The 26,308-nt window shown below is 66.2% G+C and carries 22 protein-coding genes; 9 read left to right on the forward strand and 13 right to left on the reverse strand.

Going from position 1 to position 26,308, the window contains the following annotated elements:
- Positions 1–3: 3 nt before the first annotated feature.
- The 5 genes from BLT40_RS07995 to xerD all read right to left on the reverse strand — a co-directional run bounded on the left by BLT40_RS07995 (position 4) and on the right by xerD (position 7,500).
- Positions 4–906: a DMT family transporter gene (locus BLT40_RS07995; protein ID WP_090352612.1), complete on the reverse strand. Its 903-nt coding sequence runs from the start codon at positions 904–906 to the stop codon at positions 4–6.
- Positions 903–1,757, reverse strand: coding sequence for a glycosyltransferase family 2 protein (locus tag BLT40_RS08000; RefSeq protein ID WP_090352613.1), 855 nt, complete (start codon positions 1,755–1,757; stop codon positions 903–905). The genes BLT40_RS07995 and BLT40_RS08000 overlap by 4 nt, the downstream gene beginning before the upstream one ends.
- A 16-nt stretch (positions 1,758–1,773) precedes the next feature.
- Positions 1,774–5,637 (reverse strand): phosphoribosylformylglycinamidine synthase, encoded by a 3,864-nt coding sequence (gene purL / locus BLT40_RS08005; RefSeq protein ID WP_090352614.1) that lies wholly within the window; start codon positions 5,635–5,637, stop codon positions 1,774–1,776.
- Between the two features lie 95 nt (positions 5,638–5,732).
- Positions 5,733–6,482 (reverse strand): DsbC family protein, encoded by a 750-nt coding sequence (locus BLT40_RS08010; protein ID WP_090352615.1) that lies wholly within the window; start codon positions 6,480–6,482, stop codon positions 5,733–5,735.
- An 88-nt stretch (positions 6,483–6,570) separates the two neighbouring features.
- Entirely contained in the window at positions 6,571–7,500 is a 930-nt protein-coding gene (xerD, locus tag BLT40_RS08015) for a site-specific tyrosine recombinase XerD (protein WP_090352616.1), read from the reverse strand.
- A 62-nt stretch (positions 7,501–7,562) separates the two neighbouring features.
- On the opposite strand from xerD, the gene BLT40_RS08020 reads away from it, so the two are divergent.
- Positions 7,563–8,051 carry an RDD family protein gene (locus BLT40_RS08020; protein WP_090352617.1) on the forward strand — a complete coding sequence of 163 codons (489 nt, stop codon included), beginning with the start codon at positions 7,563–7,565 and terminating at the stop codon, positions 8,049–8,051.
- Here the strand turns inward: BLT40_RS08020 and BLT40_RS08025 are convergent.
- The gene (locus BLT40_RS08025) at positions 8,044–10,056 is read right to left on the reverse strand and encodes a hypothetical protein (protein ID WP_090352618.1); all 2,013 of its coding nucleotides are present in this window, start codon (positions 10,054–10,056) and stop codon (positions 8,044–8,046) included. The two genes, BLT40_RS08020 and BLT40_RS08025, sit on opposite strands and share 8 nt — an antisense overlap.
- A 58-nt stretch (positions 10,057–10,114) precedes the next feature.
- A complete protein-coding gene (locus tag BLT40_RS08030) occupies positions 10,115–11,122 on the reverse strand; it encodes a hypothetical protein (RefSeq protein ID WP_090352619.1) in 1,008 nt (335 codons plus the stop codon).
- 184 nt (positions 11,123–11,306) lie between these two features.
- On the opposite strand from BLT40_RS08030, the gene fusA reads away from it, so the two are divergent.
- The gene (fusA, locus tag BLT40_RS08035) at positions 11,307–13,346 is read left to right on the forward strand and encodes an elongation factor G (protein WP_090353816.1); all 2,040 of its coding nucleotides are present in this window, start codon (positions 11,307–11,309) and stop codon (positions 13,344–13,346) included.
- 94 nt (positions 13,347–13,440) lie between these two features.
- On the opposite strand, the gene BLT40_RS08040 is transcribed toward fusA, so the two are convergent.
- Both BLT40_RS08040 and BLT40_RS08045 read right to left on the reverse strand, forming a co-directional pair.
- Complete coding sequence (locus BLT40_RS08040; RefSeq protein WP_036110731.1) at positions 13,441–13,986, reverse strand: type 1 glutamine amidotransferase domain-containing protein; 546 nt, start codon at positions 13,984–13,986, stop codon at positions 13,441–13,443.
- Between the two features lie 104 nt (positions 13,987–14,090).
- The gene (locus tag BLT40_RS08045) at positions 14,091–14,570 is read right to left on the reverse strand and encodes an SET domain-containing protein (protein WP_036110728.1); all 480 of its coding nucleotides are present in this window, start codon (positions 14,568–14,570) and stop codon (positions 14,091–14,093) included.
- 152 nt (positions 14,571–14,722) lie between these two features.
- Here BLT40_RS08045 and BLT40_RS08050 point away from each other — a divergent pair, with 152 nt between their 5' ends.
- From BLT40_RS08050 to BLT40_RS08060, 3 genes are all read left to right on the forward strand, one after another.
- The gene (locus tag BLT40_RS08050) at positions 14,723–15,223 is read left to right on the forward strand and encodes a hypothetical protein (protein ID WP_051943337.1); all 501 of its coding nucleotides are present in this window, start codon (positions 14,723–14,725) and stop codon (positions 15,221–15,223) included.
- 39 nt (positions 15,224–15,262) lie between these two features.
- Complete coding sequence (locus BLT40_RS08055; RefSeq protein ID WP_090352620.1) at positions 15,263–17,038, forward strand: acyl-CoA dehydrogenase C-terminal domain-containing protein; 1,776 nt, start codon at positions 15,263–15,265, stop codon at positions 17,036–17,038.
- A 91-nt stretch (positions 17,039–17,129) separates the two neighbouring features.
- Positions 17,130–17,606, forward strand: a complete 477-nt coding sequence (locus BLT40_RS08060) for a GNAT family N-acetyltransferase (protein WP_036110721.1) — start codon at positions 17,130–17,132, stop codon at positions 17,604–17,606.
- A gap of 63 nt (positions 17,607–17,669) precedes the next feature.
- Here BLT40_RS08060 and BLT40_RS08065 read toward each other — a convergent pair whose 3' ends face one another.
- Complete coding sequence (locus BLT40_RS08065) at positions 17,670–18,428, reverse strand: SapC family protein (protein WP_090352621.1); 759 nt, start codon at positions 18,426–18,428, stop codon at positions 17,670–17,672.
- Positions 18,429–18,697: 269 nt separating this feature from the next.
- Here BLT40_RS08065 and BLT40_RS08070 point away from each other — a divergent pair, with 269 nt between their 5' ends.
- Both BLT40_RS08070 and dxs read left to right on the forward strand, forming a co-directional pair.
- Complete coding sequence (locus BLT40_RS08070; protein WP_090353818.1) at positions 18,698–19,300, forward strand: HNH endonuclease; 603 nt, start codon at positions 18,698–18,700, stop codon at positions 19,298–19,300.
- 76 nt (positions 19,301–19,376) lie between these two features.
- Positions 19,377–21,272 (forward strand): 1-deoxy-D-xylulose-5-phosphate synthase, encoded by a 1,896-nt coding sequence (dxs, locus tag BLT40_RS08075; RefSeq protein WP_036110713.1) that lies wholly within the window; start codon positions 19,377–19,379, stop codon positions 21,270–21,272.
- A gap of 26 nt (positions 21,273–21,298) precedes the next feature.
- Here dxs and BLT40_RS20260 read toward each other — a convergent pair whose 3' ends face one another.
- Both BLT40_RS20260 and prmC read right to left on the reverse strand, forming a co-directional pair.
- On the reverse strand, positions 21,299–22,435 hold the full coding sequence (locus tag BLT40_RS20260; RefSeq protein ID WP_176809128.1) for a DUF6984 family protein: 1,137 nt from the start codon (positions 22,433–22,435) through the stop codon (positions 21,299–21,301).
- Positions 22,432–23,256 (reverse strand): peptide chain release factor N(5)-glutamine methyltransferase, encoded by an 825-nt coding sequence (gene prmC, locus BLT40_RS08085; protein WP_090352622.1) that lies wholly within the window; start codon positions 23,254–23,256, stop codon positions 22,432–22,434. The genes BLT40_RS20260 and prmC overlap by 4 nt, the downstream gene beginning before the upstream one ends.
- A 66-nt stretch (positions 23,257–23,322) precedes the next feature.
- Between prmC and BLT40_RS08090 the strand changes: the two genes are divergently transcribed.
- Together BLT40_RS08090 and BLT40_RS08095 are read left to right on the forward strand one after the other, a co-directional pair.
- Positions 23,323–24,180 (forward strand): alpha/beta hydrolase, encoded by an 858-nt coding sequence (locus BLT40_RS08090; protein WP_079522631.1) that lies wholly within the window; start codon positions 23,323–23,325, stop codon positions 24,178–24,180.
- A gap of 142 nt (positions 24,181–24,322) precedes the next feature.
- Positions 24,323–25,219 carry an alpha/beta hydrolase gene (locus tag BLT40_RS08095; protein ID WP_079522632.1) on the forward strand — a complete coding sequence of 299 codons (897 nt, stop codon included), beginning with the start codon at positions 24,323–24,325 and terminating at the stop codon, positions 25,217–25,219.
- 65 nt (positions 25,220–25,284) lie between these two features.
- On the opposite strand, the gene BLT40_RS08100 is transcribed toward BLT40_RS08095, so the two are convergent.
- Positions 25,285–26,187 carry a phytanoyl-CoA dioxygenase family protein gene (locus BLT40_RS08100; protein WP_090352623.1) on the reverse strand — a complete coding sequence of 301 codons (903 nt, stop codon included), beginning with the start codon at positions 26,185–26,187 and terminating at the stop codon, positions 25,285–25,287.
- Positions 26,188–26,308 lie beyond the last annotated feature (121 nt).

The following is a 26,308-nucleotide window of genomic DNA, read 5'->3' on the forward strand; positions in this document are numbered from 1 at the left end:
CCGCTATCCGACGTCGTGATGCAACGCTTCCGCCGGCCGACGCCGGCGGAAGCGTGGCGCCAGCTCCACCAGATACATCGCGGCAAGCACCATCGTTCCGCCAGCGACCATGCGCGTCGTAAGCGCGTCGACGCCAAGCAGCACGGCGAATCCCGCCGCGAACACCGGCTCGGTCGTCATCACGATCGCGGCGCGGGTCGCCGGCATGTGCGCCTGTGCCCAGGTCTGGACCAGCATCGCAAAGGCGCCCGCGACCAGCGCCATGTACAGCACGGCAATCCAGGCCTTGCCGTCCGGCGGCAACGACGGGCCATGGTGGGGCAACGTCGCAAGCAGACACACGGCGGCGATACCGACCATCTGGACGGCCGACATGCCGAAGGCATCGCCCGGTTTCGACCAATGGCCCAGTCCAACGATGTGCAGCGCGTACAGGGCCGCGGACGCGAGGGTCAGCAGCACACCGATATCGATCTGGAAGCCGTTCAGGGCCAGAACCCCGAGGCCCGCGGTCGCCAGCACGACGGCCAGCCATGTACTCAGCGGCATACGTTGGCGGAACAGCACGAGCGCCAGAATCGGTGTAAGCACGACATACATGCCGGTAACGAAGCCACTGACACTGGGCGAGGTCAGCGCAAGGCCTTCCGTCTGCAGCCACTGCGCGAACCCGTAGAGCACGCCGAGTGCGAGGCCACGCCTGCGCTCCGCACGGCCAAGACGCCAGACCGGCCGCGCGAAGAGCACGAGCATCACGATGGCGGCGAGAAAGAAGCGCACGGCAAGAAAATCGACCACGGCCATACGACCGACGACGTCCTTGATCAGGACGAAAGTGGATCCCCAGATCGCCGTGACCGATAGCAGCCCGATGGTGGCGAGACCACCGCCTTTCCGCGCGCTCATCGCGGCTTGCGCATCAGCTGGCCGGGGATCTTCAGCAGGAAATGGCTCCAGATGCCGAGCCAGACCGCCCAGCGCACGAACGGGTTACGCGCGGAGGGATCGTGCCGGCGAAACCAGAGGTACATGCTGCGATGCTTGTGGCGGCTGACGAAAACGGGACGATGACGGCTGGATCCGCCCTTCCCGTGCAGGACACGCACGTCGCCGGAGAGGACGACCCGGTATCCGGCGTCGCGCGCACGGCGACAGAGATCCATATCCTCGCAGTGGAGGAAGTAGGTTTCGTCGAAACCCGCCAGGCGGTCGAACACCTGACGCGGGATGAGCATGATGGCGCCGGAGACGATCTCGACCTCTTCCGCGCCACTGGGAATGGGCCCCTGAATATCGATACCCGCGTCACCGGCCAGTCCAAGCTTGGTACGCAGCGCGCGAGCCAGCAACGGATCGCGGCGGCGCGATGCCGGGTCGGGATGACCCTCGTTGTCGCATACGACCGCGCCGACGATGCCGGTGTGGACATCGATATGTGCGGACATCCGCGCGATGGTGTCCGGCTCGACGAGGCAGTCGGGATTGAGGATGAGCAGACGTTCCCCGCGCGCCTGCGCCGCACCGCGGTTCACGGCGGGGCCGAAGCCGAGATTGGCGCGGTTGTAAACGACCCGCACCCGGTCGTCGCCCGCATAGGCGCGGTCCAGCGACTCGGGAACGCCATCGGCCGAGCCGTTATCGACGACGATGACTTCGACGGGCACGTCACTGGCGAGCGCGTGATCCACGCACTCGCGGGTGAACGGGCCGCTGTCCGCAAGGACGACGACAACGCTCGTGAGGCCGGGTGTATTCACCGTCTTCTCCGGAGAATCAGCCGACCCAGGCCCGCGCGTTGCGGAACATGCGCATCCACGGGGAATCTTCGCCCCAGTTTTCCGGATGCCAGCTCAGCTGCGCGCTACGGAACACACGCTCCGGATGCGGCATCATGATCGTGACGCGACCGTCGGCGGCGGTGAACGCGGCGAGACCGCCCGGCGACCCGTTGGGATTGAGCGGGTAGCTCTCGGTCGGCCTGCCGCGGTTGTCGACGAAACGTGCGGCGCCGTGGCTCTTAGAGGGGCTGCAGACGTTCGGGAAGTACACACGGCCTTCGCCGTGCGCGACCGCGACCGGAATGCGCGAACCCGCCATGCCACGGAAGAAGACGCTCGACGTGTCGAGGATCTCGAGCGTGGCCACGCGGGCTTCGTACTGCTCCGACTGATTGCGCAGGAACTGCGGCCAGTGCTTCGCGTCGGGAATGATGTCCTTCAGCTGCGAAAGCATCTGGCAGCCATTGCACACGCCCAGCGCGAACTTGCTGCCGTCTTCGAAGAACCGGGCGAACTGCTCGCGCAGCGCGTCGTTGTAGAGGATCGAGGTAGCCCAGCCGCGGCCGGCTCCCAGGACGTCACCGTAGGAGAATCCACCGCAGGCCGCGAGGCCCACGAAGTCCTTCAGATGATGACGACCGGAAACGAGATCGGTCATGTGCACATCGACCGCGTCGAAGCCGGCACGATCGAACGCGGCGGCCATTTCCACCTGGCCGTTCACGCCCTGCTCGCGCAGGATCGCCACGCGCGGGCGCTTGCCGGACTGAATGTACGGCGCGGCGATGTCGTCGGCAGGGTCGAACGTGAGCTTCGGCGAGATGCCCGGATCGGCATCGTCGAGGCGCCACTCGCTTTCCTGGCCGGCGCTGTGCGGGTTGTCGCGCAGACGCTGCATGGCGTGACTGGTTTCGTTCCAGGCACGGAACAGCTCGGTCCAGTTCCACTTGAACGCGGTTTCCCCGTTCAGGTGCAGCTTGATGCCAAGCTTTTCCTTCGGCCGGCCGACCATGTGGGTCATGCTCGCGAGGCCGTACTTCACCAGCAAGGCTTCGAAGGCTTCGCGATTGGCCGAAGCCACCTGCACCACGGCACCGAGCTCTTCGTTGAAGAGTGCGCGAAGCGTGGCTTCGGCCCAGCCGTCGAGACGGATTTCGAGGCCGCAATGACCCGCGAACGCCATTTCGAGGAGCGTGACGATGGCACCGCCGTCCGCGCGATCGTGATACGCGAGCAGCAGGCCGGAGCGATTGGCTTCCTGGATGAGCTCGAACATGGCGCGCAGGCGCTTCGGGTCATCCAGATCCGGCGGCACACCGCCGCCACGATTGAATACCTGGGTGAGCGCGGAGCCGCCGAGGCGATCGCGACCGGCTCCCAGATCGATGAGCCAGAGCTCCGTATCGCCACGATCGAGTTTGAGCTGCGGCGTGAGCGTGCGGCGCACGTCGTCGACGCGGGCGAAGCCGGTAATGACGAGCGAGACGGGCGAGACGGTCTTCTGCGCCTTGCCGGCCTCGTCGGTCCACACGGTCTGCATGGACAGGGAGTCCTTGCCGACCGGCACCGAGATATCCAGCGCCGGGCACAGTTCCATGCCGACCGCCTTGACCGCGTCGAACAACGCGGCGTCTTCGCCAGGGTGATTGACCGCGGCCATCCAGTTGGCGGACAGGCGCACTTCGTCCAGCTTCATGGAGGCGGCGGCGAGATTGGTGATCGCTTCACCCACGGCCATGCGCGCCGCGTCGGCGCTGGACAGAAGCGCGACGGGAGCACGTTCCGCCATCGCCATCGCTTCACCCGTGTAGCCGTCGAAGTCCGTCATGGTGACGGCCACATCGGCCACCGGCACCTGCCACGGGCCGACCATCGGGTCGCGCGCGTTGAGGCCGCCGACGGTGCGATCGCCGATGGTGATGAGGAAGCTCTTGCTCCCGACGGCGGGCAGACGAAGCACGCGCAGCAGCGCTTCATCCATGCCCATGCCGGAGAGGTCGGCGACCAGGTCGACGCGCGGTTTTACCGTCACGGCATCGCGGTGCATGCGCGGCGGCTTGCCGAACAGCACATCCATGCCGAGATCGATAACGGTGATGTCGCGACGCGTGTCGCGAACGATCAGGCGGGCTTCTTCCGTCGCATCGCCGACGACCGCGTACGGGCAGCGCTCGCGCGCGCAGTACGCTTCGAACTCGGGGAGTTCGTCCGGCCCGATGGCGAGTACGTAGCGCTCCTGCGATTCGTTGCTCCACACCTGCATGGGCGAGAGCGTCGGATCGTCGCAAGGCAGCTTCGACAGGTCGATGATGCCACCGACGCCGGCGTCGTTGAGGATTTCGGGGATGGCGTTGGACACACCGCCCGCGCCGACGTCGTGGATGCTGACGATGGGGTTGTGGTCGCCGCGCGCCCAGCAGGCGTCGATGACCTGCTGGCAGCGACGCTCCATTTCCGGGTTATCGCGCTGCACGGAGGCGAAATCGAGCTCCGCGCTGGAGGTACCCGACGAGACCGACGAGGCGGCACCGCCGCCCAGCCCGATCAGCATCGCGGGGCCACCGAGCACAATGACCTTGTCGCCCGGACGGACGGCACGCTTCTGCACGTGGTCGGGACGGATGGCGGCAAGGCCGCCGGCGATCATGATCGGCTTGTCGTAACCACGACGGACGCCCTTCTCGCCGGTTTCCTGCTCGAAGGTGCGGAAGTAGCCGCCCAGCGCGGGACGACCGAATTCGTTGTTGAACGCGGCGGCGCCGAGCGGACCGTCACGCATGATTTCAAACGCCGAGGCCATGCGCGGCGGCAGCGGACGATCTTTTTCCCACGGGCGCGGCAAGCCCGGAATACGCAGGTGCGATACCGAGAACCCGGTGAGGCCGGCCTTCGGCTTGCCACCGCGGCCCGTGGCACCCTCGTCGCGGATCTCGCCACCGGCACCGGTGGCTGCGCCCGGCCAGGGGGCGATCGCCGTCGGATGGTTGTGCGTTTCCACCTTGATGGCGTACGGCGCGGATTCCGCCACCGTGCGGAACACGCCGTCGGCGGGATCGACGAACAGGCGCTGGCCTTCATAGCCTTCGATCACCGCCGCGTTGTCGTGGTACGCGGACAAGGTGTGCGCGGGCGACTTCTGGTGCGTGTTCTTGATCATGCCGAACAGCGAGATGTCCTGCGGTTTGCCGTCCAGCGTCCAGCTGGCGTTGAACACCTTGTGCCGGCAGTGCTCGGAGTTCGCCTGGGCGAACATCATCAGCTCGGCGTCGGTCGGCGGACGACCCATCTCGGCGTAACGATCCGCCAGGTACGCGATTTCGTCGTCGGCCAGGGCCAGGCCCAGTTCCTTGTTGGCGGCGGCCAGCGCCGCGCTGGCGTCGCTGCCCAGTTCCACATGACCCAGAGGACCCGGCTCGCCCGCCAGGAACAGGCCGGCGGCGTCATCCAGACGGATCAGCGGCGACTGCACCATCGGGTCGCAGAACGCGGCCATCACCGAGGCGTAGGCCGGATCGCCGGCCGCCGGCATGCCGGTGACCTGCCACGCGGTGCCACGCTCCACACGGCGCACGTCGAAACCCGCGCCGTGAAGGATGTCGGTGGCCTTGCTCGACCAGGGGGAAATGGTGCCCAGCCGCGGCACGACCCAGAACGTCGCGTTTTCGGGGGCCGTGGTCTTCGCCTCGAGCACGGCGAGCAGACGCGCACGCGCCTCACCCTCCGGCGCGGCGGAGCCGTCCACGAAGTACGTGAACCAGGCGGCCTGAACCCGCGTTCCGTGATGCAGGGCATCCAGGTGGGCGTTCAGTCGTTCCAGGCGAAATGGAGAGAGGGCGCTCTGCCCGTCGAGTGCGATCATGCGGGGAGGTATAGGCGCTGAAGGAAAACGCCCATTCTACATGATGTTGCGCGGCAACATCGGGGCGGGCCCGATGTTGCCGGCGACCGGCTGGATCAGCCGCCGCGGATGGTGCCGGCCGGGGCCTGAAGGGCCTTCAGCAGCTGAGCCGGGGTGACATAGCCACCTACGACGTCGCCGTTCTCGGTAACGATGGTCGGGGTGCCGTTCACGCCCAGACGCTCGCCCAGCTCGAACTCGTCCTTCACCGGATTGGCGCAGGTGGCGGCCTTGGGGGTCGCGCCGCTCATCGCCGCGTTGAAGGCGCTCTTGCGGTCGGCGGCGCACCAGACCGAGACGGCCTTGGTATACGAGGGGGTGTCGTTGCCCGCCGTGGTCTTCACGCCCTCGCGCGGCCAGAACACGTATTCCACCGCGATACCCTGCTTGTTGTACTCGGCGATCTGCGAGTGCAGCTGGCGGCAGAAACCGCAGTCGACGTCGGTGAAGACGGTGACGGTGTGCCTGGGATTGGCGGGCGCGTAGATGAGGCGCTGCGAGGCCGGCACCTTGGCGAGCTCGACCTTGCGTGTGGCGGCCCAGCTGGCGGCGCTGAGATCGGTCTTCGACTTCAGGTCGATCAGGTTGCCGTTGATCATGTAACGGCCATCGGCGCTGACATAAACCATGCGGCCCGAGGCCACGACCTGATAGAAACCCGGCATCGGCGCGGCGGAGATCCTATCCACCGTAATGCCCGGGCCAAGCGCCTCGACCGCGTCGCGGACGGCTTTCGTATCGTCGGCGGCGTGGGCGCCCATGGCGAAAGCGCCAGCCACCAGCGCCGGGAGGAATTTTTTCAACATCGGTACGACTCCATCTGTCACCGGGGGGATGCGGGAGAGCGTTGGAACACGTTCGCCGCTTTCGGTTCCCCCGATTGTGGCATGGGCGTCAGCCGCGCGGGTGGTGCTGGGCGTGAAGGCGCTTGAGACCTTCCTTAGCCACCAGGGTATAGATCTGTGTGGTGCTCAGCGAGCTGTGACCGAGCAGCATCTGCAGGGCACGCAGGTCGGCGCCGTGATTGAGAAGATGCGTAGCGAAGGAGTGACGCAGGACGTGCGGGGATACCCGTTTCGATGGAATGCCTACTTGCACGGCATAACGTTTGACGAGGGTCCAGAACATCTGCCGGGTCATCGCTCCGCCCCGCTTCGAAAGGAACAACGCCGCCGGCTGGCCGTGCCCTTTCGCCAGCAGGGGACGCGCCTCGCGCAGGTAGGTTTCCACATGCGCCAGCGCCTCCTCTCCCACGGGCACGAGCCGGTCCTTGCCCCCCTTGCCGGTGACCCGCAGTACGCCCTGCCGCGTGTTCAGACCCGCCAGTGGCAGATCGACCAGTTCCGACACCCGCAAGCCGGAGGAGTACATCAATTCGAGCATCGCGCGGTCACGTTGGCCCAGCGGAGTGCCGCTGTCCGGTGCGACAATCAGCGACTCGATCTCCCGCTCGGCAAGCGCCTTGGGCAGGCCACGCGGCATGCGCGGGCGCTGCATCAGCAAGGTCGGATCCTCTCGCGCACCGTCGTCGCGCGCCAGCTGCGCGTAAAACCGGCGAAAGGCCGACTGTCGCCGCGCCATGCTGCGCACGGCGACGGGCTGGCTCCCGTGATACGCGGACAGATCGTCGCGACCGGCCGTGGCCAGCCCCTTTCCCCGCGTGCCGAGCCAGCGCGCCAGCCCCTCAAGGTCGCGTTTGTAGGCTTCGAGCGTGCGCTCGGCGAGACCGTCTTCCGACCAGACGCGCTCGATGAAGCGGGCGATCAGGCGCGTATCGTCGGCGGCGAGTTCGGCGGCCGTCTGAGGCTGGGTATCCGTGGGCATGCGCAAATCTTCGCATGCCTGGACCCGTCTACAATGCCGCGTCGCCAACGCCGTGGAATCGCATGACTCCGACTTCGCCCGCTCCCGCATGGCGCCGCTTCGCGGCGATCGTCTACGACGTGCTCGCGGTCGTCGCCATCGTGATGGTGGTGGGCCTGCTCGCGCAGATGGTCACCGGCGGGAAGCTGTTCGACGAGCACGGGCGGATGCTGACCTGGTGGTATCAGCCGCTACAGGGCCTCGTGGTGGGCGCTTATTTTCTGCTGTCGTGGGTGCGCGGCGGACAGACGCTCGGCATGCGGCCGTGGCGCATCCGTGTCACGGATGCCAGGGGCGAGCGAGCGAGCTGGAAGCGCGGATCCGTGCGCCTCGTCATCGCGGCGCTTCCGCTCGCGCTCGTGCTGATTTTTCCGCTGACGTCGCTGAAGGCGGCCCTGTGGGCGCCGGTCATCGGCTGGGCGATCCTGCTGAGCCCCGCCTGGTTCGATCATCGGCGCCGTGCGATCCACGACATGGTCGCGGGCACCGAAATTCGCCGTCTGCCTACTTGAACTGATCGCTCGCGGGTACCCACGAGCCGGAATTCGCCGACGGCGCGGGCACGTTGATCTTGATCGACCCCTCGCAACCGGGTGGCAAGGGCCCGCCCGTGATGCGCGCCGTCGTGCAGAGCGCGGTGTTATCCAGTGCGACCGGTGCGGCGGCGACGGTGGAGCTGTTCGCGGGCGGCAGGTTCTCCGCCAGCGGCTTCGCCGGCGCCATGGTCTGGGTCTTCGCCACGGCGTCCTGACTGGCCGGCTTGGGCGGACCGTCGCCGCCGCTGCAGCCCAGCGTCAGCAGGGAGATCGCATTCATTCCCGGATTGCCCGCCGCCTTGCTGCCGGCGTTACCCGGACCCGCCGTGCAATTGAGGCGGATGCCGCGAGGGAGCGGCACCGCGAACTTCACCGTCGTCGCCTCGACACCATGACGCACGGCCGTATCGACGGACGATTCGCCCTTGGGCGTCCAGGCGCCGTCGAAACGGGTCGCCTTGTAGTCGATATGCACGCGCGCGCCGTTCTGCGGCAGAACGTTTCCGCGTGGCCTCAGCTCGGTGTACGCGCCGACCTGCCCCGCTTTTACGCCCTGCCCGCCAGCGACCCCGTCGCTGCGATCCGACGTGCCGTTGGCGCCGGTGACGCGGTCGCCTTCGTCCGCGCCCCTGGCCGCGCCCGGCTTGCCGGACTCCTGGTTCGCGCCAGGAGTGTTCGAGCCGGCGACGTTGGCGTCGCCGGGGGATGCCTTACCCGCCGACTGGCCTTGCACGGGCTCGGCCGCCTTGTTGTCACCCTGCTTGCCCTGGCTGGCGGCCGCCTGTGCCGTCGATTCACCGGCGGCCGTGTCGCCCGGGGCCTGACCAGGCGCCGATGGCGCCGTCTCGGCGCCGGCCACCGGACGCTGCATCTCACCCGGCGACACCGCCGGCGCCTGCACCGCCGGGCGGTCCACCGTAGCGACGGGTGCCGACACCGTCGGTCTGGCGGCCGCGTCCGGGAGCGGTACGGCCTCGAGATCGGCATCGGCCTCGACCGGCGGCGCGGTCACGGGCTGCACGGATACCTTCGGCGGAACGGGGCGCGTATCCATCGCCAGGTCGGGCTTCGGCGGCGCCACCGGCTCGGGAGCGACCTCGGGCAAGGGCGCGTCCTGTGGCGTCGGCGGTGCGGCGCTTTCCTCCACGTCCGGACGCGGCACCGTCGCCAGCGTCATCGACGTTTTGGGAACGGGCGCCGTCCTTTCGGAGGTGATCGTGGGCGGCGTCGGCGTAACGGTCATCTGCGACGCTGGCGTCGGCGGAATCGCCAGCGAGGCCGGCGGAGGCATCGGCGCGAGGCCTTCCGCTTGCGGCGGACGCACGGGTTCCGGCTGGAATGTCGGGGGCACGACCTGGGGCTTGGGCGTATCCATCGCCAGATCGGGCGGTGTCTGAGTGGGAACCGGGACCTTCTCCAGCTCGGGCTGCGGTGGCGGCGCCTTGGGCTGAACCACAGGGCGATCCGCCACCGCCGCCACGCTCGGCGGTGGCGCCGCGGGCTTCGCAGCGGCCTTCACCCTGGGGGCTTGTGCGGCTGGCACCGCCACGGCAGGGCGCGATGGCGTTTTCGCCGCCGCCACGGCGGCCGCGTGCGAACCCTGGGCCGCGCGGCTGGCTGCGGTGGACCACTTCGTGGTGTATTTGACCTTGGCCACGGCGGCCGTCGACGGCGTGCCGCGCACGGGTGGCTTCGGCGGTGGCGGCTTGTCGATGAGGCGCACCTGCAGGGCGTCCGGGTGCTCCGGTTCGGGCGGTGGCGGGAGAACGTCATACGCCGGCCCCAGGATCATCCCGAACAGAAACAACAGATGGATGACCAGCGTGCCGACCCAGCCTGCGATCCGGCGGCCGCTCGCCCGCGGACTCTCACGCAGCAGACGACGGTAGACAAGCGCGTGCATCGCCGCCTCGCGCGGCGAGACGGGCAGCGATGTGGCGGCGTCGGGTCGCTCGCTGTCCGGGGGCAGAGTGTTCGGCATCGGGCGCTAGTGTCCACGCTGACGCCGCGCCGCACAATCGTGGCGTGCGTCGCAGGCGTCAGTTACCCGTGCGGCGTGCGCGCTCGGCGTTTTCCTGATCCATCGCCTTCAGCGGCGTGTCGGTCGGGCAGCCCTCCTTGACCCGCTCGTCGGCACGGTACGCGGCGATGCATTCGGCTTCCGTGCGCTGAGGCGGCGCGCCCGGCAGATCCTTTACCAGCGGTGCATTAGCCATGTTCAGGCGTGTGTCTCCGTCCTTATGCGCGGCCTTCGAGGGGTCCTCGCCGCCACAGCCCACCGGCAGCACGAACAAGACCGTGGAGCAGTTCACCCGCGTGCCATGACCGAGATCGATGGTCTTCTTCACCGTGGTCTTCTCGATGACGCGGCGCATGCCCTGACTGACCACGTTCTCGTCGCGCGGTGCCCAGTCCTTCTCGAAGCGGGTCTGCGTGTACGTGACCGTGGTCTTGTGCGACATCACGCTTGTGTTATCGGTCGGCCGGGGGGGCGTGTAGTCCGAGCCCGCCGGGTTCGCACCGGTCTTCGGCAGGGCAATCGAGCCGTCGGTGCCGAACAGGTTAGGCGGGGGCCGCGCATCGGCAGACGTCACGGCGGGCGCAGTGTCGGCCGGCGTCGGCGCCTCCGGCTTCTTTTTCGGCGGCGGCGGTTCGGGACGGGTAGCCTCCGGTGAGCGGACTTTCGGCGGCGGTTCGTTTACCGGCGGCGGCGGAGGTGCCTCGACCGCGGGCGCCGGCGCGGTCGGCTCGATGAAGCGCACCTCGAGTACGTCAGCCTTGTCCTGGGGGACGAAGAAGCCGACCTGGACCCGCGGCTCCATCTCGTAGCGGATGACCAGAATCAGCAGGACGTGGAAGACCAGGACCGCGGCAAGCGCCAGGATGAAACGCACCCGGTTCCGCGGCGGCGGCTGCCGTCGCATAGCCCTGAGGACGGCGAGCGTCTCCGGGTCCAGCGGCACCAGCCCATGCAGGCGCGACGACGCCTCCGGCTCGAGCCGGTGGGTGTCGACGAACGGCGGTGGCGCCTTGCCGGGGTATTGCACGCGGGGAAATATCCCTTGGGCTCGATGAAAAGTCGCAAATGTTAGCGGGGTACTGCTGAGTGCAACGTAAGCCCGGGCTTGAGACCGCGCGGCGCCCGGAAGATTCCCCTTGATTCTTCATCCCGGGAGGAGAAGGCTAGCGGTCTGGGGGGGATCCTTCGTGTCACTGAAGGAGGGTCGCATCGTGTCCCAATCCACGGAACGCATCCGCAGCCTCGCCCTCGCCGGACACGCCGGCGCCGGCAAGACCACCCTGTTCGAAGCCATGCTCCACGCCGGCGGCGCATTGACCGCCATGGGCAGCGTGGAGCGAGGCAGTACCGTTTCCGACACCGATCCGATGGAGAAAGCGCGCGGGCATTCAATCGATGCCTCGATCGCCTCCATCGAGCGCAACGGCTATCGCATCCATCTGCTGGACACCCCCGGCTATGCCGACTTTCGAGGCCCGGCACTCGCGGCGCTCGCCGCCGCCGACACGGTAGCGATCGTCGTCAACGCGGCCAACGGCATCGAACACGGCACGCGCGCCATGATGAGTTACGCGAAGGAGCGCCGGCTCGCACGCATCATCGTGGTCAATCGCATCGACGTCGAGGGCGCGGACCTCGCTCTGCTGGTGGACGATCTGCGTAACGAATTCGGGAACGAATGCCTTCCCCTCAACCTCCCCGCATCGCAGGGACACACCGTGCGTGATGCCTTTTTCCAGACGACGGGAGATACGGATTTCTCGTCCCCCGGAGAGGCACACCAGCGCATCATCGATCAGGTGGTCGAGATCGACGACGACGTGATGGCGCACTATCTCGACGCGGGCGAGTCGGCGTTGAGCACTACGGAAATGCGCAACGCGTTCGAGCACTGTCTCCGCGACGGTCATCTGGTGCCCATCGTATTCACCGGCGCACGCGACGGTATCGGCGTGAGTGAACTGCTGGAGATCGTGGAGCGTATTCTGCCCTGTCCCGGTGAAACGAATCCTCCCCCCTTCCATGACGACGCCGGCACGCGTTTCGAGGTGGCCGCCGATGCCGGAGGCCATGTGGTCGCCGACGTGTTCAAGATCATCAACGATCCCTTCGTCGGCAAGCTCGGCGTTTTTCGCGTCTGGCAGGGAACGGTGCGCCGGGATTCGCAACTGCTCGTCGACGACGGACGCAAGCCGTTCAAGGTGGCGCATCTCTTCCGCCTGAAGGGGCGTGAACATGTCGAAGTGGACGAAGCCCTGCCCGGTGACATTGCCGCGGTGGCGAAGGTCGAGGACATCCACTTCGACGCCGTGTTGCATGATGCCCCGGACGAAGCGGGCATCCATCTCGATGCGGCACCTTTCCCGTCGCCCATGTTCGGACTGGCGATCGAACCGGCACATCCCGGGCAGGAACAGAAACTGTCGCAGGCACTGGCGAGGCTCGCGGAAGAAGACCCCTGCTTCCGCGTCGAACATCACAAGGAGCTGAACGAGACCGTGGTGCGAGGTCTGTCGGACCTGCACCTGAGACTCATGCTCGAACGGATGAAGTCGCGATATGACATCGATGTCGTTACGCACCCGCCGCGCATTGCCTACCGCGAGACCATCGGCGCGCGCGCCGAGGGCCATCATCGGCACAAAAAACAGACGGGCGGCGCGGGACAGTTCGCTGAAGTATTCCTGCGCGTGGAGCCGCTGGAGCGCGGCATGGGTCTTATCTTCGCGGATGAGACCAGGGGCGGCGTCATCCCGAACCAGTTCATCCCCGCGATCGAGAAAGGTGTGCGTCAGGCGCTGGAAATCGGAGCGTTGGCGGGCTACCCGATGCAGGACCTGCGTGTGACCGTATATGACGGCAAGTATCACCCGGTCGACTCGAAGGAAGTCGCCTTCATCAGCGCGGGGCACAAGGCTTTTCTCGATGCCGCCTCACGAGCACGGCCACAGGTCCTGGAGCCGGTGATGGATCTGGAGGTGTCGATCCCGGACCGCTATGTCGGCGACGTGACGGGTGGGCTAGCCGGCAAGCGTGGACAGATCATGGGTAGCGACGCGCTACGGGGCGGCGAGACGCTCATTCGTGCGCGCGTGCCCCTGGCGGAACTCACCGACTATCCCACACAGTTGAAGTCGACGACCGGGGGACTTGGGCGGTTCGCCGTGGCGTTCAGTCATTACGACACGGCACCATTGGCCATTCAGCGAAAGCTGGCGGAGCAGTGGAGGCCGCGGGTGGACGAGGACTGATCCCGGGGACCTCAGGCCGAGGCGGGTCGATCGCCAGCGGAGCCGGCTCCCGCCAGGGCAGGCTTTGGAAGCCGGCCCTGGCAGTGCTCCCGGATCAGGCCGCCACAGCCTTGATCAAGGCATCCGTAAACGCCGGGATGTCATCCGGCTTGCGGCTGGTGATCAGGTTGCCGTCCTGCACGACCTGACTGTCTTCCCAGTTCGCACCCGCATTGACCAGATCCTGCTTCAGCGAAGGCCATGAAGTCAGCTTCTTGCCCTTTACCAGCCCGGCGTTGATCAGCGTCCACGGCCCATGACAAATCGCGGCGACAGGCTTGCCCGCGCCAGCGATCGCCTTGACCAGGGCCAGCACCTTCTCGTCCGTGCGCAGGTTGTCCGGATTGATCACGCCACCTGGAAGCACCAGTGCGTCGTACTTACCGGCGTCGGCGTCGTCGAGCCGTACGTCGACATCGACGCTCTTGCCCCAGTCCTTCTTGTCCCAGCCTTTGATCTGCGTGGCATCGCCGGGAGAGATGACGTCCACCGTCGCGCCGGCGGCTTCGAGAAGGCGCTTCGGCTCGGTCAGCTCGGACTGTTCGAAGCCGTCGGTGGCGATCACTGCGATGCGACGACCGTCGAGAGATTGGCTTGCCATGATGATGATTCCTCGGAAAGGGTGTATTCCGAGGATCAATGGCGGAGCATGACCGGGGCGTCGCGCAGGCGTCGGCGCCCCGTGAGCAAACGTGAAGAGAAGGATCAGGCGGCCTTGCGCTTCGGCTTGAGCATCGTACCGATGCAGTTCGGCGAGCCGCACAGGCAGGCCCAGATCTTCTTCAGGCGCGCCGTATGCGGCATGTCCAGCGTGATGCCGTAGTCGTAGGTCAGCTCTTCGCCGGGCGCGATATCGCGGATGGCTTCGATCAGCACGCGGTCCTTCTTCGACGGCTTGCCTTCCACGGCTTCCTCAACCACGGCCTGGCAGTTGGGATCGCAGCCATGGTTGATCCAGCGCGCCGTATTGCCGTTGCTGTTGCCGTCCACGATGAACTTCTCGTTAAGCGTGAAGAGGAAGGTGTGTCCTGTCTCGCCACCGTCGCCGTACTTCTTGTCGGCCTGGGCGTGGGTGATGATGTCGCCCTTGTATTCGACGATCTCGTCGCCGGCCTTGATGGGCGCGGTGGCGAAGACGCCGTTTCCGTGGATGGGCGAACGTCGTGCGGCGATGCGTCGGGTCATAGGGAGAATCGATGGTCTTGGATGATGATCGCTGATGATGCCTGCTCGCTCCCCGCTTGGGAACCGCGTTTCAAACGCACGTCTCGCGCGCATGCATGCCCGGCGCTACCATCCGACACCTGTTCGACGCACCCATGCCGGAAGCCCAGGGAATGATCTCGACCGTCCGCAACTCGTTCGCACGCATCGCGCTGCTTCTCGGCGTGGCCACGCTCGCCGCCTGCGGCCCCGCGAAAAAGAGTGTTTTTCCGCCGTCGGTGACCTTGCAGGAAGTCACTGCCAGGCCGGGAGGCGTCTGGCACCTGACCCTGCGCGTCCGTAACAACAGTTACGGCGGCATGTCGTTCGAGACGTTCCAGGGCACCCTGCAGGTGGGCAATCTCGCCGGGGTGTTGCTCGATGCGAAGGTCGATCAGGACATCCCGTCGTTCGCCGCCGACGTGGCGAAAATCGATCTTTTGCCGACACCGGACATGTCGAAAGCGCTGGCCGAACTGGCCGCCAAAGGCAGCTCCGGCTCGTTGCCCTATGCCATCGAAGGAACGATCACCGCCCTCCCGGAGCAGGAAAAGAAGCCCCGCACCTTCGAGGTGCACGGACGCAACTGGCTGTCGCCGGTACCCGGCATCCCCGATACCTATCGCTCTCCCTGACCTCACCCAGCCGCGCCCGCCGCGACGCCAGGATTCGCCATGACGATCTACAAAGCCCCCCTCGACGACATGCGCTTTGCGCTTTACGACGTACTCGGCGCCGAAGCCGTGCTCGCCCGGCTGGAAGGCGGCGAGGGCCACACGCGCGACTTGCTCGATGCCGTGCTCGACGAGGCCGCACGCTTCAACGAGCAGGTGCTGGCGCCCCTGAATGCCAGCGGCGACCAGGAAGGCTGCCATTACGACAAGGCCACCGCGTCGGTCACCACGCCCAAAGGCTTCAAGGAAGCCTACCGCCAGTACGCGGAAAGCGGCTGGGCCGGTCTCACCGCGCAAGAGAAGTTCGGCGGCCAGGGCCTGCCCGCCGTGCTGGGCGCAATGACCAAGGAAATGATCGACTCGGCCAACCTGGCCTGGGGCATCTACCCCCTGCTCTCGCACGGCGCCACCGACGCCCTCGAGCACCACGGCGACGCATGGCAGCAGGAAACCTTCCTGAAACCGCTTGTCGAAGGCCGCTGGACCGGCACCATGTGTCTCACCGAGCCGCAGGCCGGGTCGGATCTGGGCCTGCTGAAGACCCGCGCCGAGCCGAACGAGGACGGCAGCTACCGCGTTACCGGCACCAAGATCTTCATCAGCGCGGGCGAACACGATTTCGCCGAGAACATCATCCACCTCGTGCTCGCGCGGCTTCCCGACGCGCCGGCCGGCAGCCGGGGCATCTCGATGCTGGTCGTGCCGAAGTTCAAGGTAGGCAAAGACGGCAGCCTGGGCGAGCGCAACGCTGTCGCCGCGGGCGCCATCGAACACAAGATGGGCATCCGGGGCTCGGCCACCTGCGTGATGAACTTCGACGAAGCCGAAGGCTGGCTGATCGGTCCGGCGCACAAGGGTCTGGTGGCGATGTTCACCATGATGAATGCCGCGCGGCTCGCCGTCGGCATCCAGGGTCTTGCAGTGTCCGAGCGCGCCCTGCAGAACAGCCTCAACTACGCCCGTGAGCGCCTGCAGATGCGTGCGCTGTCCGGTGCGAAACTGCCCGACAAGCCGGCCGATCCGCTCACCGTGCATCCCGACGTGCGCCGCATGCTGCTGACCCAGCGTGCCTTCGTCGAAGGTGGCCGCGTGCTCGCCGCCTACGCCGCGCTGCAGAGCGACATCGAGTCGCGCGATGCGGATCCGCAGGCGCGCAAGGAAGCCGGTGAACTGCTGTCCTTCCTGATTCCGATCGCCAAGGGCCTGCTCACCGAAGCCGCGCAGGAATGCACCAAGGAAGCCCTGCAGATCTTCGGCGGTCACGGCTATATCGCCGAGCACGGCATGGAGCAGTTCGTCCGCGATGCGCGCATCATCACCTTGTACGAAGGCACCACGCAGATCCAGGCGCTGGACCTGCTCGGCCGCAAGGTCATGCAGCTGCAGGGCGCCGGTCTGAAGCATTTCCTCGGTGAGATTTCGGCGTTCTGCCAGGCGCACCAGACCACGGAAAGCGTCAAGGCTTTCATCGGGCCTCTCGCCGTGGCGACCAAGACCTGGGGCGATCTGACCCAGGCGATCGCCCAGAGCGCACAGGCCAACCCGGAGGAGCTGGGCGCGGCCGCGGTGGATTATCTCTATCTGTCGGGCTATGTGACCCTGGCTTACTGCTGGGCACGCAGCGTGCTCGCCGCCGAGGGCTCACACCTCCCCGCCGATGCGAAGCAGGCCAAGCGCGACACGGCCACGTTCTATTTCAGCCGCATCCTGCCGCGTATCCACGTCCACAAGGCGGCGATCGAGGCGGGCGTAGCGACGTTGCCGGAACTGCTGTAACCCGCTGGAGGGTGGCGGGGGTTTCCCCGCCACCCCCGAAGGTGTAGAAAAGGCTCTGGCCAGCCTTCCCACCGCGACGGTGCCCGACCCGATGAGCGACTCTCCGTTTCTGATCCGTCTCGCCGAGAGCGACGATGACGAGTTCATCCTTGGCCTGCTCCACCGTTTCGTCGACTTCCCGCTGCCCAACGGGCGCAGCAAGACCGATTGCCTCAAGGGCATCGAGTCGGACCTGGTCAGACACCTCGACGAACAACCGTCCAACAGCTACATCTTCGTCGCCGAGAACGAAGACGGTGACCCTGTGGGCTTCGTGCATCTTCAGAAAACCAAGGACTTCTTCACGCATCGCGACAACTGCCATATCTCCGATATCGCGGTGGCGAAAGAACACGAGGGCGAAGGCGTCGGTACCTTCCTGCTCGACCACGCCTACGCCTGGGCCAAGGACCATCGCTGCCAGTTTGTAACGCTGGCCGTGTTCCCCGGCAACGAGCGGGCCCGCGACATGTATGTGAAGCATGGCTTCGATACGGACCTGATACGGCTGGCGAAGCCGGTTCGCTGATCGAGGCGGTGGAACGAAAAAGGCCACCCTCGCGGGTGGCCTTTTTTTGATGGAGCCAGACAATCAGACCGTGGGGGTCGTGACTTCTTTCTGCTCGCGCGTGTCGAGACGCGCGGCCATGCGGTCGATGTTGGCCAGCGACACCAGGTGCGCGTAGATCCAGCCGAAGGCGCCTTCGCGGAGGAATTCACCGGCGACCTTCTCGTCGAGAGCGCGCAGCTTCTCTTCGTTGATGACGAACAGGCCGTTGAGGTTGATGCCCTTGCCTTCCTTCTGCAGGGTGATGGTGCGCGGCTCGAGCAGGTCGTGCTCGCGGAGCTTGCCCATGAACCACTGCGTACGGGCGACGTGGTCCTGGAACTCGCCGAGGAAATTCACGGCATTGGTCAGCGCCGGCGCGTCGGTGCCGTCTTCGTTGAACAGACGCTCACCTTCGGTTTCGTTGAAGCCTTCGTAGGCCTCGTCGAGGAACACGGTGAAGTCGTCGCCCTCGGTGCCGGCCGGCTTCTCGGCCAGCACGAACGGGTAGCGGCGGACGAACGCCGGGATGTACATGCCCTGTTCCCAGAAGCCGTTCTCACCGACCAGCAGGTTCTCGCCCTGACGCAGGCCGAGGAGGGCCATCGGGCCGGCCTCTTCCATGCTGTTGCCAGCGAAGAGGATCGGGAAGTCACGCGCGGCGGGCGCGAACTCGACGCCGGTCAGGGGCACGGAGTGCGCCGTGGCCGCGAAACGGATGTTGTTCACCGCCTTGAGACGGAGATCGCGATGCGCCGTGCGATTCAGGGGAACCGGACGCTCGTAGAAAAGCACTTCTGCCACTGAGAAACCCTCATGGACCCGCCGGACCTGGGAAGCCACCCCGGCCCCCCTTCCAAACCCGCGCAGGCGTTAACGAACCCCCACTATATCAGCGCTTCATGACCGCTACAGCCCCGCAAGAACCGTACCGGGCGTGCGCGATTCCGTCGCAATAATGGGCTATGCTCGGGCGAACGCCTCCCAGGAGGCGGGATCGGCCCCCCGATCCGCACGGAGTTCGGCTTGCTGGAACGCTCTTTCGCTTTAGTGAAGGACGAGACCCGATGACGATGGAAGTGCTCCAAGAGGACCTGCCGAGGGTAAGCGCGCTGCATACGACGCGCGTGCTGTCGCTCGACGCGGCGGGCCGCATCCTGGACTGGATCAGCTGGCAGGACGCCGTCTGCCTGTATGTCCGCGGCGTGGTGGCCTGGACACTGGGCGACGCCTGCCTCACCGTCCACGGCGGGATGAACCGGGCGCTCGGCATGCAGAGCAGCCTCGAGCTTCACCCCATCGTGGCCAGCACCGGCCACTGCCGGGAACACGCCGTCGATCCGGCGCCGGCGCTGACCAACACGGCCCTCTTCGCCCGCGACCGGCACATCTGTCTCTACTGCGGTCACCAATACACCCGCCACGAACTCACCCGCGACCACGTGCTGCCCTTGTCCAAGAAGGGTGCGGACGAGTGGGAGAACGTGGTCAGCGCCTGCCTGGCCTGCAATCTGCGCAAGAGCAACCGTACCCCGCAGCAGGCTCGCATGCCGCTTCTGGCCGTGCCCTACCGGCCCAGCTGGGTGGAGCACCTGATCCTTTCCAACCGCAATATCCTGGCCGACCAGATGGAATTTCTGGTCAGCCATCTGCCACGGGATCGACGCCCCGCCTGAATCCCGCCCGCCTTTGCCCGTAAGGTTTCACACGTCGTCCCTTGCCCCCGCCCCTCCGTAGGCGAACAATAGGCGGATGAACGACCTCTCCCGCTACCCTTATCTGGCGCAGATCGACTCGCCGGAGGATCTCCGGCGTTTCCCGGAAGACGAACTTCCGGCGATCGCCGACGAACTGCGCCGGTACCTGATCGAGGCCGTCGCCTCGTCGGGCGGTCACTTCGGCGCGGGACTGGGCGTCGTCGAGCTCACGGTCGCCCTGCACCACGTGCTCGATACCCCGCGAGACCGCCTCGTCTGGGATGTGGGTCACCAGTGCTACCCGCACAAGATCCTGACCGGCCGCCGCGACCGCATCACCACGATCAAGAAGAAGGACGGCCTGGCTCCCTTCCCCCGCCGCGAGGAGAGCGAGTACGACACCTTCGGCGTCGGGCATTCGTCCACGTCCATTTCGGCCGCGCTGGGTATGGCGATCGCTCTGCAGCGCCGAGGCGACCACCGCAAGGTCGTCGCCGTCATCGGCGACGGCGCGATGACCGCCGGCATGGCCTTCGAGGCCCTGAACCACGGCGGCGACGTCGAGCCGAACATGCTGGTGATCCTCAACGACAATGGCATGTCGATCAGCGAAAACGTCGGCGCGATGACCAAGATGATGGCCCGCGCCATGTCCAGCCGCACGCTCAACGCCTGGCGGGAGCGGGCCAAGAAGGCCATGCCGAGGGAGTCGTTCTTCGGCCGTTTCTTCAAGCGCTGGGAAGAACACGCCAAGGGCATGTTCGTGCCGTCGACGCTGTTCGAGGAACTGGGCTTCCACTACACGGGTCCCATCGACGGGCACAACATGGCGCAGCTGGTCCAGGCCCTGGAGACCGCCAAGGACCTCCCCGGCCCGCAGCTCGTCCACGTGATGACGACCAAGGGCAAGGGCTACGAGCCTGCCGAAAAAGGTCCGATCGAATACCACGCCGTAGGTCCGTTCGACCCGGTGGCCGGTCTTGTCAAGAAGAGCGCGCCCGCCAAACCGACCTATACCGATATCTTCGGCGACTGGCTGTGCGACATGGCGGCCGCCGACGAGCGCTTGCTCGGCATCACCCCGGCGATGCGCGAAGGCTCCGGCCTGGTGCGTTTCTCGAAGGAATACCCGCAGCGTTATTTCGACGTGGCCATCGCCGAGCAGCATGCGGTCACGCTTGCCGCGGGCATGGCGGTCGAGGGTGCGAAGCCCGTCGTGGCGATCTATTCCTCGTTCCTGCAGCGCGCCTACGATCAGGCCATCCACGACGTGGCCCTGCAGAACCTCGATGTCACCTTCGCGGTCGACCGCGCGGGTGTGGTCGGTCCGGACGGCGCCACGCACGCGGGCAGTTTCGATCTGTCGTTCATGCGCTGCCTGCCGAACATGGTGATCATGGCGCCGGCCGACGAGAACGAATGCCGCATCATGCTGAGCACGGGCTATCAGTACCACGGCCCGGCCGCCATTCGCTATCCGCGCGGTACCGGTCCGGGCGCGAAGATGGTCGAGGCGCTGGAGACGTATCCGATCGGCAAGGCCGAAGTGCGCCGTCGCGGGCACCACGGTCTGGCGATTCTTTCCTTCGGCACGATGCTGGCACCTGCCGCTGTTATCGCCGCGGAGACTGATGCCACGTTGGTGAACATGCGCTTCGTGAAACCACTGGATGAGGAACTGATCCTCGAGATGGCTCGGACGCACAAAGCTTTCGTCACCATCGAGGACAATGCCATCGCCGGTGGTGCCGGTGCGGGCGTGGCCGAATTGCTGGCCGCCAATGGCGTGACGTTGCCGATCCTGCATCTGGGGCTGCCGGACGCTTATCTCGAGCACGGGAGCCGCGAGGAAGTCCTCACGATGGCCGGGCTCGACCTCCCGCAGATCCGCAGCGCGATCGTTGCGCGGTTTCCGCAGTTCGTGGCGACGGAAGTGGCCAGCGCGGGCTGAGTCATCGCACGTGGGCCGTCGGCAACTCAGCCGTCGGCCCAGTCCTTGGGAAGTGATTGTAGAGGCAGCAAGTCGACTCGCGACATCTCGACCTCGTACGGCATGCCGTCATCGTCGACGTTCAACCGCCCTTGCACCTGTACGCCGTCGCTATCGTCGAAGGCAAAGTCGCTTACTGCTCGCGTGTAGTCACCCGGCTCCGGGAACACGACACGAAACCCGCCCAGGCCACCATTCGCGAGATCGGTTACACGAAGCGCATCAAGCCACGCGGCCTCGGGTTCAGCCATGCCTGCCTTGCCGATCACGTGCACGAGCAACGCGCGTTCGGGCACAAGTAGTGGACGCCCGGCATCCGCTGTCACCAGCTCATAAAGCCGATCGGCCCGCGCGCTCGTCCCGACGAACCGCTGCGCTTCATCAAGCGAACAGCGAACCGTCGCGCAGCCGGAAAGATCGAGTGTCTGATCAGGGTCGGGATTGATCCCATGTCCACCGGACACGAATCCGTTAATACCAAGGGGACGAACACCGATATCACCCATCGCCACAAGCACGTCGGACAGGGCGGCCACGTCGAGAAGCGCGAGATCACCATGCCGCGTGATGCGACCTGAGCACCCGGCGAGCAATGAAGAAAGCGATGGAGGTTCGCGTCCGTCGACGGTGGCGAATCCTTCGGTCCAGCCACGCTCTCCAAGCGTAACGGCTCCGGTCATGAAGCCATCGGGATAGTCGGCAAAACCCGGGAGTCGCCTGCTGGCGGCTACCGCCTCTTCGGCAAGCGCGCGCGTCGAGAAGACGCCGACCACGCGCTCATGGTCGATTTCCGCGGGCTCTTCGAACTCATGCCAGACCACGTGAACCTCGGCCAGCTCCGTCGCCGCACCCTCCGGAGAGTGGCGGGCGAGCAGCCCGGGCAACCCGTCCGCGACGGCGAATCCCATGGGCCAGAGCAGCACGTCGATGGCGTAAGCGATCACGCGAAATCCATCGAGGGTTCGCCTGAAACCGGGCAAATCGAGGTAAGCCGCGACGGACGCTTCGGCGTTCGCACGCGACGCATGCATGCCCAGATCTTTGACGTCGCCGGCACCTGGGCCGATCGAGTGCACGTGATAAAGAGCAAAGACCGTGGGCAGGTTTTCGCTCGTCAGGCTCATCGGACTGCCAACCTCGCTCCGCTCACGCGATCCCGCGCCTCCAGATCCTGTGCGGTGAAGACGTCCATGAGATCCGTGCGCTCGAGAATGGAACGAGCAGCCTGCCCCTGGTTCCAGCCGTGCTCCATGAGCAGCCAGCCACCGTCGACGAGATGCGCGGATGCGCCGGAGGCGATGCGCCGGATGTCGTCGAGACCGTCCGCCCCGGAAGCGAGCGCGCTTGACGGCTCGAAACGCAGGTCGCCCTGCCCGAGATGCGCGTCGCTTGACTCGATATACGGAGGATTGCTGACGATGACGTCGAAACGCTCGTCAACCACCGCGGAATACCAGTTGCTGGCAGCGAAGCGTACGCGCTGCAGACCGTGGCGCTCCGCGTTTCGCCGAGCGACAACCAGCGCCGGCTCGCTGAAGTCGACGGCCGTGACCGAAGCATCGGGACGTTCCTTCGCCACGGCGAGGGCGATCGCCCCGCTGCCCGTACCGAGGTCGAGCACGCGTCCTCCCGCAGGCAGTCGCTCCAGAACGAGCTCCACCAGAAGCTCGGTTTCCGGCCTCGGTATCAACGTGGCGGGCCCTACCTCCAGGGTCATCGACCAGAAGTCCCGCGTGCCCGTGATGTAAGCGACCGGCTCGCCTTCCGCACGTCGGCGCACGAGCCCTCCGAAAGCCGCAGTGGCGTCGGTGCCGAGTTCGTCATCGGCATGCGCAAAGAACCACGCGCGATTCACCCCCAGCACATGGGCTAGCAGCAGCTCGGCCTCGAGTCGGTCGCCAAGGGCCTCGGCGGCCTGGCGCAGGATCGTGCGGACATCGGTCATGTCCGGATTCTAGCCGCTGGACCGCAGGAAGGCCTATGCAAGGCGCCCACGGCTACAATCCCGCTCATGTCCCTTCGCGCCTTCATCCTTCTGTTCGTTGTGCTCCTCGGCGGCTGCAAGTCGGCGTTCTTCGGCGCGATGAATGCTCGCCAGTCCACCGATGGCGTCGTGGCACATCGCGATCTCGTTTACGACCGCGCACTGAATATCGCACTGGACGTCTACGCTCCGGCGCAGGCGACCCACGCGCCCGTCGTCGTTTACTTCTACGGCGGCAGCTGGATGAGCGGGAAGCGCCAGTGGTTCCGCTGGGTGGGCGAGGCACTGGCCGCTCGCGGCATCGTGACAATCGTTGCCGACGTCCGGCTCTGGCCGGCCGCGCGACAGGATGGCTTTCTGCATGATGGTGCGGAAGCCGTGCGCTGGGCACACGACCACGCCGGGGAATTCGGTGGCGATCCGCACGACGAGTTCGTGATGGGTCATTCGTCGGGCGGACAGGTTGCCGCGATGCTCGCTGTCGACAAGCAGTGGCTTGGTGCGGTCGGTATGCGCCCGCGCGACCTCGCCGGGTTCATCGGCGTCGCCGGCACCTATGACTTCATTCCTTTCGACGAACCCGAGTTCGCGGACATCTTCGGACACACGCCTGCCGAGCAGGCGCGTTCGCAGCCGATCAACTTCGTGGATGGTGACGAGCCGCCCGCGCTTCTGCTGCAGGGGGAGAAGGATACGATCGTCTCGCCGGCGGAGGCCGTCGCGTTCGAGGGGCGTTACCGGCAGCAGGGGGAGCCCGTCGAACTGAAGCTCTATCCCGCCGTGGGCCATGAGGGGCTCTTGCTGGCACTCGGGCCGCGGCAGCGGTCGGCTTCGGTGCTGGCGGACACCGTGGATTTTATCCGGCGGCATCCGGCGGCGCACTGAGGGCATCGCCAGCCGGGCTGGCTCCCACCGGGTATGGAATCACTGGGGTATGGAATCACCGGGGTTCTGAATCACAGCGGTGTGGAAGCACGGCGGACGTGGCGCTGCATCCGTTTTCACGGGCGGTCCGTAGAGTGCTTACATGACCCGACTCTTCCTCGTTTCTCTCGGCGCCCTGCTCCTTTCCGGCTGCCAGTCCGCTCTGTTCGGTGTGATCAATGCACGCCAGTCGTCCACCGGCGTCGTTGCGCACCACGACATCGTCTACGACCCGTCGGACGGGCTGGCGCTGGATGTGTACGGCCCCGTCGATGCGAAGAACGCGCCCGTGGTGGTGTTCCTCTACGGCGGCAGCTGGAAGAGCGGCAAGCGGCAGTGGTACCGCTGGGTGGGCGAGGCGCTGGCGTCGCGGGGCATCGTCACCGTGGTACCCGACTATCGCCTGTGGCCGAAGGTAAAACTGGACGGGTTCGTCGGCGATGCGGCAAAGGCCGTCCGCTGGACGCACGATCGCATCGGCACCTATGGCGGTGACACCGGGCGCGTCTTCGTGATGGGCCATTCCGCAGGCGGGCACATCGCCGCGCTGCTGGCCGCGGATGCGCGCTGGCTTGGCGCGGTCGGCATGAAGCCGCGGGATCTGTCCGGCTTTATCGGGCTGGCCGGGCCGTACGACTTCCTGCCGCTGAAGGACGACGACTTCATCGACATGTTCGGCCATACACCGGCCGAACAGGCGCGCTCGCAACCGGTGAATTTCGTCGATGGCGACGAGCCCCCCGCCTTGCTTCTGCAAGGTCAGGACGATTCGACCGTGCGGCCGTCAAATGCGCTTTCCCTGCAGCGGCGTTACGAGGCCCAGGGTGAATCGGTAGTGGTGAAGCTCTACCCCGACATGGGGCACATGGGCATTCTGTTCGCGCTGCGCGGCGGGAAGAAAGCCCCGCCGGTGCTGGATGATGTCGTGCATTTCGTCGGGAGCCCGTCGCCAGCGACGCCGGTTGCCGCCAGCGTGCGGACGCCGCATCACGCGAAGTGACGTCGATCGGAGCGGCTCGGATGGGAACCATCCCGACGGCGATACAGGCCGCAACGACGCCGCTATCAGCGCGCCTTCATTACATCCCGCCCTTCGGCATTTCCACCGCGCGCCGCGTCGAGCACTTCCGGGTACGGATAATTCAGTCCCAGTAGCTGCCTGACGTCCGCGCTGGCGTTCTCTACGAACTCGGCAGGCAAGGCTGCGGGGATGTCCTCCATCGGCTTGATGAACTTCGGCAGGTACTGCGTGATGATCGCCGTACGGTCGATAGTGCTCCGGTTGGGCATCGCGCAATGCCACACCGCGCCGAAGAAGATCACCGTATCGCCCGGCTCGCCGAGCATGCGTTCGCACCGGTCGAAGAAACGATCGCTCTCATCCGGGTAATGCAGCTGACGCTGCGAACCCGGTACATAGGCGGTCGCTCCGGTCTCCTCGGTGAACGGATCGAGCATGATCGTCGCCTGCGCGTTCAGCGGAAACGTCGAGTTGAGACGCACGGGATGCGTCTGCGGCGAGTGGTAATCCCAGTACGGATAATCGATATGGGGCTCCTGCCCGGGGCCGCCGGGAAGAATGCGATTGGCCGCGATCGAGCCCATGATGAACTCGCTGCCGATGAAGGCGCGCATGACCTTCATGATCGCCGGATGCGCCGCCATCCGCGAGAAGATCTCGCCCTTCGCGAGCAGATTCCATACGCGACGCTGCAGATTGATCCGCCCCGCCCGCTCGGCATCGCCCTGAAAATGCGTGACCTTTCCGCCACGGTCATCCGCGTTCGATTCGCGCATGACGATAGCGCGGGCCTCGGCGATCTCGTCAGCGCTGAACAGCCCCCGCAAGGTCACCGCGCCGATGCCGTCGAGCAGTTCGTTGACGATGAGGCCCGTATCCAGCGTGTCTTCGGTGAAGACGCGCGGAACGATGGACGGTCGGCGATCGGTCTGGAAGGAGGCATTCATGCGGACTCCTGCGCGGTGCGCGTTGTGGGAGGACCGGCGAGGTACCGGCTCGGTACTACGCTAGGCCGATTTGCAAGCGCTTGCAAACTGCATTGCAGCATCCGTAGAGTCGGTCTCTCCC

The sequence above is a fragment of the Dyella sp. 333MFSha genome, from assembly GCF_900102405.1.
In the GTDB taxonomy this organism is placed as follows: domain Bacteria; phylum Pseudomonadota; class Gammaproteobacteria; order Xanthomonadales; family Rhodanobacteraceae; genus Luteibacter; species Luteibacter mycovicinus.